The following is a 9,382-nucleotide window of genomic DNA, read 5'->3' on the forward strand; positions in this document are numbered from 1 at the left end:
GAGGGCAGGGGGATATCCTTGGCAGATAACCCCCTCGCTCTCAAGGCATTGGTGAGTCGCCCTGATCCGTCCTGCGGCTGCTGACTTCCGCCGGTACGTCATCCCCGGCCATGCGTTTGCGAAACAACGCGGCCCGGGCCAGCAACAGGGTGGTCACCGGTACCGTGATGGACAGCAGGATCGGTATCAGCCAGGCATGCAGCACCGGGCCGGATTTGAGCGCTGAAAAATAGATGATCGAGGCCAGCGCCACGCACCAGGCGCCCAGTGTCGAAGCCAGGGCCGGCGGGTGCATGCGTTGGAAATAATCCTTCAAACGCACCAGGCCGATCGCTCCGGCCAGGGCGAACAGGCTGCTGAGCACCAGCAGGATGGCCACGGGAATTTCGACCCACATCGACAGTTCGCCGCTCATTCAATCACCTCGCCGCGCAACAGGAACTTGGCCAGGGCGAACGAGCCGACAAAGCCGAACAGGGCGATCATCAGCGCCGCCTCGAAATAGGTGTCACTGGCGTAACGAATGCCCAGCACCAGCATCATCAGCATCGCCACGATGTACAGATAGTCCAGGGCCAGTACCCGGTCTTGCGCCGACGGCCCCTTGAACAGACGCAGCAAGGTCAGCACCATCGTCAGGGAGAACAGGAACAGGCTCAACAGGATCGCGTTGGACAGCAATGGGCTCATTCGAAAATCTCCATCAGCGGCCGCTCGAAGGTGGTCTTGAAGTGCGTAATGAATGCCGCTTCGTCTTCCAGATCGAACACGTGCAGCAGCAGGACGCTGCGATCCAGGGCCAGTTCCGACCATACCGTTCCGGGAATCACCGTGGTGATCATCGACAGCGCCGCCAGGCCATTGGCATCGTGCAGGTCCAGCGGCACCTTGATGAACCTCGAGCGAGGTGGGCGGTGTCCTGCGTTCATCACACTCCAGGCCACGGCCAGATTGGACACCACCACCTCGCGACCCACCAGCAGGAACAACCGCAGCACCGCCCAAGGCCGCCGAATATGGATGGGCCTGGGGCGCAACGGGCGCATCAGCAAAGGTGCCAGCACGCCCAGTGCCGCTCCCAGCAGCAGATGCCCTGCGCTGAGGGACAGGTTCAACAGCAGCCAGAGCAACCAGAGTGCCAGGGACAACCACGGAGCAGGAAACAAACGTTTCATGGTTGCACCTCTGTCAGCGCGCTATCGGCTTTCGGGCCGGGGACGGCGCGGGTACCGAGCACCGACATCACATAATGTTCGGGGTTGTTCAGCCCGGCGGCCGCCTCCTGGGTGTAGCGCAGCAGTGGCTCGGCCTTGAAGGTCAGCGCGATGCCCAACCCCAGCAGCACGATGATCGGCAGGCATTCGGAAGGTCGCAACAAGGGTGACGGTCGTTCTTGCGGCGTCCAGAAGCGCTGGATACCCAGGCGCGAGAAAGCGATCAACGACGCCAGCCCCGACAGGATCAACAACGCCAACAAGCCCCACGCCTGGTTCGACACCGGTTCCACACTTTCCCCAAGCCCCTGAGGATTGAGCAACGCGCTCATGAGCCCCAGTTTGCCGATGAACCCCGAAAGCGGCGGCATGCCCACCACCAACAGCGTGCAGGCGATGAAACTCAAGCCGAGGAAGGCCATGGTCCAGGGAATGACTTGCCCGATGACGGCTTTCTGTTCGTCATCGAGGTTGATGCCCTTGGGCGGTTGCAGGGATTCAAGTGGCCGAGGCAGGACATCGAGATCGTCCTCCAGCGACGGTTCATTGGCCGAGCGCGAGCGTTCGATCAGCTCGGCCAGCAAGAACAACGCACAGAGTGCCAGGGTCGAGCTCACCAGATAAAACAGCGCCGCACCCACCAGGTTTGGCTGGGCAAAGCCGATGGCCGACAACAGGATCCCGGCGGACACCAGGATACTCAGGCTGGCCATGCGCTCCAGGCGCTGGGCCGCAAGAATGGCGATGGCGGCACAGACGATCGTCGCCATGCCACCGTAGATCAGCCAGTCGCCGCCGAAATACGCCGAGGCGCCGGCCTGACCGGAGAACAGCAACGTCCACAGGCGCAGGATCGTGTAGACGCCCACCTTGGTCATGATCGCGAACAGGGCCGCCACCGGCGCACTGGCGGCGCTGTAAGCCGGCACCAGCCAGAAGTTCAGCGGCCACATGCCGGCCTTGGCCAGGAACGCCACCGCCAGGATGCCTGCCCCGGCGTGCAGCAAGCCCCGGTCGGCTTCCGGCACCAGGGGCACCTTCAACGCCAGGTCAGCCATGTTCAACGTGCCGGTGACGCCATAGATCAACGCCGCGCCGATCAGGAACAGCGAGGAGGCCAGCAGGTTGATGGAAATGTAGTGCAACCCCGACGACACCCGCGCCCGGCCCGAGCCGTGCAGCATCAAACCGTAGGAAGCGGCCAGCAGCACCTCGAAGAACACAAACAGGTTGAACAGATCCGCCGTGAGGAAGGCCCCATAAAGGCCCATCAACTGGATCTGGAACAGCGCATGGAAACTCGCGCCGGCGCGATCCCAACGGGCTGTGGCGAACAGCAAGGCACTGACGCCGATTATCCCGGTCAACACCAGCATCAGCGCCGACAGGCGATCGACCACCAATACAATGCCGAACGGCGCCTGCCAGTTGCCTGGCAGGTACACGCCGATGGAGGCGGGCAGGGCCTGGCCCTGGGTCCAGTACAGCAACAGCATGGCGATACCCAGGCCCAGCAGGCTGGAAAACAGGTTGATCCGGGCTTTGAGCGGACGATGTTTTTCGCCCAGCATGAGCATCAACGTAGCGGTCAACAGTGGCAGCAGGATCGGCGCGGCGATCAAATGAGGCGTCAACATCATTCCTTGGGCTCCCGGCCGTCCACATGGTCGGTGCCGGTCAAGCCCCGGGAGGCCAGCAGGACCACCAGGAACAGCGCGGTCATGGCGAAGCTGATCACAATCGCAGTGAGGACCAGCGCCTGGGGCAGTGGGTCGGTGTAATGCAGCAGATCCTGGGGCACGCCGTCCTTGATGATCGGTTCCTTGCCGATGAACAGGCTGCCCATGCTGAAGATGAACAGGTTGACGCCATAGGACAGCAGGCACAGGCCCATAACCACTTGAAAGGTCCGTGGTCGCAGCACCAGCCAGACCCCGGAGGCGGCCAGTACGCCGATTGCTATTGCGATGACTTCTTCCATCAGGCCGCGCCTCCTGCTACGGGTTGTGCAATGGGTTTGGGATGCAGACCAGGCTTGTGGGCCCGCACCGACTGGTGAGCCAGGGCGGTGAGAATCAACAGGGTCGAGCCGACCACCACGGCATAGACGCCGATGTCGAAGAACAGCGCGCTGGCCAGGTGAATATCGCCCAGCAACGGCAACTCGAAATGCCAGGTGTGGGTGGTCAGGAATGGATAACCCACCGCCATCGCGCCAAGTCCCGTGACCGTGGCGAACAACAGGCCCGTGCCCATCCAGCGCAGCGGACGCAGGCTCATCTGGGCTTCGACCCATTGGGTGCCGGCGACCATGTATTGCAGGATGAACGCCACCGACATCACCAGCCCGGCCACGAAACCGCCACCGGGTTGGTTGTGACCGCGCATGAACAGGTAGAACGACACCACCAGGGAGATCGGCAGCAGCAAACGCACCAGCACCGACGGCACCATCATGAACCCCAGCGCGGTATCACTGGCGTGGCGCGGGTTGACCAGATCGGTGACCACGTCGGGTGCCAGCAGACGCTGTTGGGCCGGGAGCTGCATGCTTTCCTTCGGCGGCCGGAAACGTCGCAGCAGGGCGAAGACCGCCAGGGCAACCGCTACCAGCACGGTGATCTCTCCGAGGGTGTCGAAGCCGCGGAAATCCACCAGCATCACGTTCACCACGTTGCTGCCGCCGCCCTCGGGAAAGGCGCGGCTGAGGTAGAACGATGAGATATCGTTGGGTGTCTGACGGGTCAGCATTGCGTAGGACAGCAGCGCCATGCCGCCACCCACGGCGATGGACAGCAGCAAGTCCCGCAGACGACGGATGCGTGCGCGCCGTTCGCTGTTGGGCCGCGGCGCTGCGTCCTCGATCCGCCGTGGCAGCCAGCGCAGGCCCAGCAGGATCAGCACCGTGGTCACCACTTCCACGGCCAGTTGCGTCAATGCCAGATCGGGGGCCGAGAACCAGACGAAGGTCACGCAGGTCATCAGGCCGCAGACGCTGACCATGGTCACGGCCGCGAGCCGGTGATACTTGGCCTGCCAGGCCGCGCCCAGGGCGCAGGCGATCGCCAGCAGCCACAGGGTTACGAACACGATGGAGCCAGGGATCTTCGGCCGGTCGCCCCACGCCAGCGTGCTGTTGAGCATCGGAATCAACCCGGCCAATACGGCGGCCAGCACCAGCCAGAACAACTGCGCTTGCAGGCGCCGGGTGCTGATCTTGCGTTCCAGCCGTCGGCCCTGACGCATCATCAGCACCAGGCAGCGCTCGAACAGCCGCTTGCCGCTGAATCGGCCTATGAACGGTGGATGCTTGATGTGGCCCAGTTTGAACTGATTACGCAGCAGCAGATAAAGCACGATGCCGCCGGACATCGCCACCAGGCTCATGATCATCGGCGCGTTCAGGCCGTGCCAGATCGCCAGGCTGTACTCGGGCAACGGGCCGCCCACCACCGGCAACGCGGCGGCGGCCAGCAACGAGCCGACCACCTGGGCCGGGAAAATGCCCACCAGCAGACAGGCGAACACCAGCAACTCCACCGGCGCGCGCATCCAGCGTGGCGGTTCATGGGGGGTATGGGGCAGGTCGGTGGCGGGGGGGCCGAAGAACACGTCCACAGTAAAACGCAGGGAGTAGGCGACGCTGAAGGTCCCGGCAATGGTGGCGATGATCGGCAGCGCCAGCTCCACCCAGGCCGTGGCGGAAATGAACACGGTTTCGGCGAAGAACATTTCCTTGGACAGGAACCCGTTGAGTAGCGGCACCCCGGCCATCGCCGCGCTGGCGACCATGGCCAGGGTGGCGGTGAACGGAATCAGCCGCACTAGGCCACTGAGCCGGCGAATATCGCGGGTGCCGCTTTCGTGGTCGATGATCCCGGCGGCCATGAACAGCGAGGCTTTGAAGGTGGCGTGGTTAAGAATATGAAACACCGCCGCCACCGCCGCCAGTGGACTGTTGAGGCCCAGCAACAGGGTGATCAACCCCAGATGGCTGATGGTGGAATAGGCCAGCAGGCCCTTGAGATCGTTCTGAAACATCGCGCAGTAAGCACCGAGCAACAACGTACAGGCGCCGGCGCCGCCGACGATGTAGAACCATTGTTCACTGCCCGACAGCGACGGCCACAACCGCGCCAGCAGGAATACTCCGGCCTTGACCATGGTGGCCGAATGCAGATACGCCGACACCGGAGTGGGCGCGGCCATGGCATGGGGAAGCCAGAAGTGGAAAGGGAACTGTGCGCTTTTGCTCAGCGCGCCAATCAGAATCAGCGTCAGCAGGACGGGGTAGAGGGCGTGGTCACGGATCAGGTTGCCGGCAGCCAGGACCTTGTCCAGGTCATAGCTGCCCACCACATGGCCGAGGATCATCACGCCGGCCAACAGGCACAACCCGCCGGCCCCGGTCACCATCAAGGCCATGTAGGCACCGCGTCGGGCATCGGCGCGGTGGTGCCAATAGCCGATCAGCAGGAATGAGAACAGGCTGGTCAGCTCCCAGAAGAACACCATCTGGATCAGGTTGCCGGAAATCACCAACCCCAGCATGGCGCCCATGAACGCCAGGAAAAATGCAAAAAAACGCGGCACCGGATCGTCCGGCGACATGTAATAGCGGGCGTACAGCGACACCAGCGTGCCGATGCCCAGCACCAGCATTGAAAACAGCCAGGCGAAACCGTCCAGGCGCAGCACGACATTCAGGCCCAGGCTCGGTAACCAGAAATACTCCTCACGGATCACACCGCCGTCGGCGATCTGCGGGTACAGCAAAGCCACCTGAACGGTGCCGACCAAGGCCACAAGGCCTGCCAGCACGGATTCGGCATTACGGGCGTTATGCGGCAGCAGCGCCGCGACACAGCTGCCGATGAAGGGCAAAAGCAATAGAACTATCAGTGACATAGGCTTCTATTCGGCGGGAGTTTGTCAGGGATCATACGTGGCGTGCGTCCGATCACCAACCGCCAGCCTGTCGCAGAATCCTACAAGGTAGGTGGAGTATTCCTATTTTGCGTGTGTAGGAGCTGCCGAAGGCTGCGATCGTTTCAAAGACAGCGACTTCTCAAGGCTTTTTCGATTGCCTCAGCGTTCGCGCTCAAGCACCTCATCCGCCTCGTTGACCGTTTTGCCCCGGGTTTTCAGCTCGCTGACGATCACCGCCGCTACTATCAACACCGCGCCAAACAAGGCAATCGCCGGCAACCGCTCGCCGGCCAGGCGCCCGGCAATCCCGGCCCACACCGGTTCGCCGGCATAGATCAGCGTGGCGCGGGTGGGCGAGACGCTTTTCTGCGCCCAGTTCATCGCCACCTGGATCGCCGCGCTGGCCGCCCCCAGGCCGACGGCGCTGACCAGTAAAAGCCAGGAGAAGTCCGGAATCCTTTCCTGGGTGGGCACCACCATCAAAAATGCCAGCACCGCCGTGCTTGCCAGTTGCACCACGGTGACCCGGCGCACATCGACCTGGCCGGCGTAGGCGCTGATCAGAATGATTTCGGCGGCAATGGCGATGGCGCTGATCAGCGTGGCGATTTCACCGGGGCTGAAATTCAACGACGCCCCGGCCGGACCCGACACCAGCATCAACCCAGTGAAGGCCAGCATGATGCCCAGGCTCGGCATCAAGCCGGGCCGACGGCCCAGCACCAACCACTGCAACAGCGGTACGAATGGCACGTAAAGCGCGGTGATGAACGCTGACTGGCTGCTGGGAATGGTCTGCAGGCCGACGGTCTGCAAGCCATAACCGAGCATGATCGCCACGCCGATGAAGCTCCCGGCCTTGAGTTCGAACAGGGTCAGGTCGCGCAGATGACGCCAGGAGAACAGCGCGACGAACGCTGCGGCGGCGGCAAAACGCAGGCCCACGAAAAACATCGGCCCGCTGACCGTCATGGCGTGCTGCACCAGCAAGAAAGTCCCGCCCCAGATCATGGTGATCAGCACCAGCACGCATTCGGCCTTGCTGAACCTTGAGAAACGGGAGGAAGCTTGAGGGGAGTTCACCGATGCCATGACCTTGCGCGCCACCTGAGGCGGACGCACAATGCGCCCGAAGAAGGTGGGCAGTATAATGCGCAACCCGAGCAGATGAGCAATATAGTGCACAAAGAAAACGGCCAGCGGGCATCCGTCCTGCAACACGTCAGCCAGAACGTCCGCCGCCTGCGCCACGCCGCGCAGCTCAGCCAGACAACCCTGGCCGAACTGTCCGGGGTCAGCCGGCGCATGTTGGTGGCCATCGAGGCCGGCGAAAAGAACGTCAGCCTGACTACCCTTGACCGTGTCGCCGAAGCCCTCGACGTGGCCTTCAGTGACCTGATCCAGGCCCCCGATGCCCGCGACCCGAGTCGCATCAACGAACTGGCCTGGGCCGGTACCATCCCCGGCAGCAAAGCCGTGCTGCTGGCCAAGGCCACGGCCAGCCGCGAAGTCGAACTCTGGGAATGGCGCCTGGAGCCCGGTGAGCGTTACCCATCCGAACCTGATGCCGATGGCTGGAGCGAGCAGCTCTATGTTTTCGAAGGCTGCCTGACCCTGACGCTGGGTAGCGAAGAGCACCAGATAGGCGCCGGAGAGTTTTTCATGTTTGCCAGCAACCAGCCCCATGCCTATCGCAATGAGGGGCCGGTGGCGACGAGATTCGTACGCAACGTGGTGATTTGATTCCTGGAGAGCGACATGCATACAGCGCTGGATCGACCTGTCAGCAGCATCACCCGCGAGGCCGACGTCTTGATCGTCGGCGGTGGCCTGAGCGGAGCCATGCTGGCGGCGCAGCTACTGCGTCTGCCTGGCCGGCGTAGCGTGCTGGTTGTCGAGCCGCGCAGCGAACTGGGTCGGGGCGAGGCCTACAGCGCGGTGGAGCTGGGCCACACCTTGAACGGTAACGCCGCGCGGATGAGCGTCGATCCGGACAACGCCGATGACCTGACCCAATGGCTCGCCGTATTCATCGAGGCCGGTGGCTGGCCCGAGTCGGATCAGCAGCATGTGCCGGTCAGCGAACTGTTCCCGCCCCGGGGAATCTTTGGTTTGTATGTGCAACAGCGTCTGGCTGAAGCCCGGGCGCAGGGTGCCCGCAATGGCTCGGTGGCGGAGCATGTGCGTGGCGAAGCGGTCGATCTGCAGGTCGCGGCTGACACCGTGCTGTTGACGCTGAGCGATGGCCAGACCTTGCGCGGACGTTTCGCGGTGCTCGCCACGGGCATGTTCCCGGCGGCGCGCACCCCGCAGACCGAATCCAGCGGCTTGAATGCCGCCGCGCTGGACCCTTGGGATGTAGCGGCGATGCGTCGGCTCGATCCGCAATCCACGGTGTTGATCATTGGCTCAGGGCTGACCATGGTGGATGCCGTGGTGTCCCTGGAGCAGGCCGGGCATCGCGGACCTATCGAAGTGTTTTCCCGCCATGGCCTGCTGCCCCATGTGCGTCGACAACCGCCTGAGTGGGTGGACTTTCTCGCCGACGATCACAGCCTGCGCTCGCCACGCCAATTGATGCGCGCTCTGCGTGAGCAATGTCGTCAGGCCCAGGCCCAGGGCATCGACTGGCAAGCCCCGCTGGACACGGTGCGTGCGCACATCGGGCGCTTGTGGAGCCAGGCCAGCGATGTGCAGCGCCGACAGTTTGTGCGGCATGTGCGGCCCTGGTGGGAGAGCCATCATCATCGTTCGCCACCCTTGAGCGCCGAGCTGGTGGCGCGGCTACATGAGCAAGGGCGGTTGCGGATCCAGGCGGCTTCGTTCAAGGGGTTGGCGTCGTCGGTCGAGGGAGCGGTGAACATCCGCATTCGGCGGCGGAGTGAGGCGGATCTAACGGTGGTGCAGGGCGCTGCGCTGATCAACTCCAGTGGCATCGAATACGATTGGCGTCGGGTTGCCCGACCGTTGCCCCAACAACTGCTGGCTCGCGGACTGGTTCAGCCCGGTCCACTGGCCCTGGGCATCGCCGCCCGTGCCGATGGCGCGGTGCTGGATGCCCAGGGCGAGCCTGCCAGCCGCTTGTTCGCCATGGGACCACCCTTGCGCGGGATGTGGTGGGAAAGCACCGCAGTGACCGATGTGGCGAGCCAGGCCAAGGCGCTGGCGGCGCGGTTGGTTGAGTTGCAAAGCCAAGATTGAAGTTGGACCCCCTGTGGCGAGGGGATTTATCCCCGCTG

9 protein-coding genes are annotated in these 9,382 nt (G+C 63.4%); 2 read left to right on the forward strand and 7 right to left on the reverse strand.

Annotated elements, in window-relative coordinates; all coding sequences use genetic code 11:
• Positions 1-40 precede the first annotated feature (40 nt).
• The 7 genes from HU811_RS01110 to HU811_RS01140 form a co-directional block, all read right to left on the reverse strand.
• On the reverse strand, positions 41-415 hold the full coding sequence (locus HU811_RS01110) for a Na+/H+ antiporter subunit G (protein ID WP_092396799.1): 375 nt from the start codon (positions 413-415) through the stop codon (positions 41-43).
• The gene (locus HU811_RS01115) at positions 412-690 is read right to left on the reverse strand and encodes a K+/H+ antiporter subunit F (RefSeq protein ID WP_047225717.1); all 279 of its coding nucleotides are present in this window, start codon (positions 688-690) and stop codon (positions 412-414) included. Before HU811_RS01115 ends, HU811_RS01110 begins: the two co-directional genes overlap by 4 nt.
• Positions 687-1,175 (reverse strand): Na+/H+ antiporter subunit E, encoded by a 489-nt coding sequence (locus HU811_RS01120; RefSeq protein ID WP_092396801.1) that lies wholly within the window; start codon positions 1,173-1,175, stop codon positions 687-689. The genes HU811_RS01115 and HU811_RS01120 overlap by 4 nt, the downstream gene beginning before the upstream one ends.
• Positions 1,172-2,854, reverse strand: coding sequence for a monovalent cation/H+ antiporter subunit D (locus tag HU811_RS01125; protein WP_186653359.1), 1,683 nt, complete (start codon positions 2,852-2,854; stop codon positions 1,172-1,174). Before HU811_RS01125 ends, HU811_RS01120 begins: the two co-directional genes overlap by 4 nt.
• Positions 2,851-3,195 carry a Na+/H+ antiporter subunit C gene (locus HU811_RS01130; protein ID WP_003202835.1) on the reverse strand — a complete coding sequence of 115 codons (345 nt, stop codon included), beginning with the start codon at positions 3,193-3,195 and terminating at the stop codon, positions 2,851-2,853. The genes HU811_RS01125 and HU811_RS01130 overlap by 4 nt, the downstream gene beginning before the upstream one ends.
• Positions 3,195-6,122: a monovalent cation/H+ antiporter subunit A gene (locus HU811_RS01135; RefSeq protein WP_186653361.1), complete on the reverse strand. Its 2,928-nt coding sequence runs from the start codon at positions 6,120-6,122 to the stop codon at positions 3,195-3,197. The genes HU811_RS01130 and HU811_RS01135 overlap by 1 nt, the downstream gene beginning before the upstream one ends.
• A gap of 180 nt (positions 6,123-6,302) precedes the next feature.
• A complete protein-coding gene (locus HU811_RS01140) occupies positions 6,303-7,328 on the reverse strand; it encodes a DMT family transporter (protein ID WP_092453881.1) in 1,026 nt (341 codons plus the stop codon).
• Between HU811_RS01140 and HU811_RS01145 the strand changes: the two genes are divergently transcribed.
• Together HU811_RS01145 and HU811_RS01150 are read left to right on the forward strand one after the other, a co-directional pair.
• The gene (locus HU811_RS01145) at positions 7,323-7,886 is read left to right on the forward strand and encodes a helix-turn-helix domain-containing protein (protein ID WP_092396809.1); all 564 of its coding nucleotides are present in this window, start codon (positions 7,323-7,325) and stop codon (positions 7,884-7,886) included. The two genes, HU811_RS01140 and HU811_RS01145, sit on opposite strands and share 6 nt — an antisense overlap.
• A gap of 15 nt (positions 7,887-7,901) precedes the next feature.
• The gene (locus HU811_RS01150; protein ID WP_186653363.1) at positions 7,902-9,344 is read left to right on the forward strand and encodes an FAD/NAD(P)-binding protein; all 1,443 of its coding nucleotides are present in this window, start codon (positions 7,902-7,904) and stop codon (positions 9,342-9,344) included.
• Positions 9,345-9,382 lie beyond the last annotated feature (38 nt).

It is taken from the genome of Pseudomonas tehranensis (genome assembly GCF_014268615.1).
GTDB classification, from domain to species: domain Bacteria; phylum Pseudomonadota; class Gammaproteobacteria; order Pseudomonadales; family Pseudomonadaceae; genus Aquipseudomonas; species Aquipseudomonas tehranensis.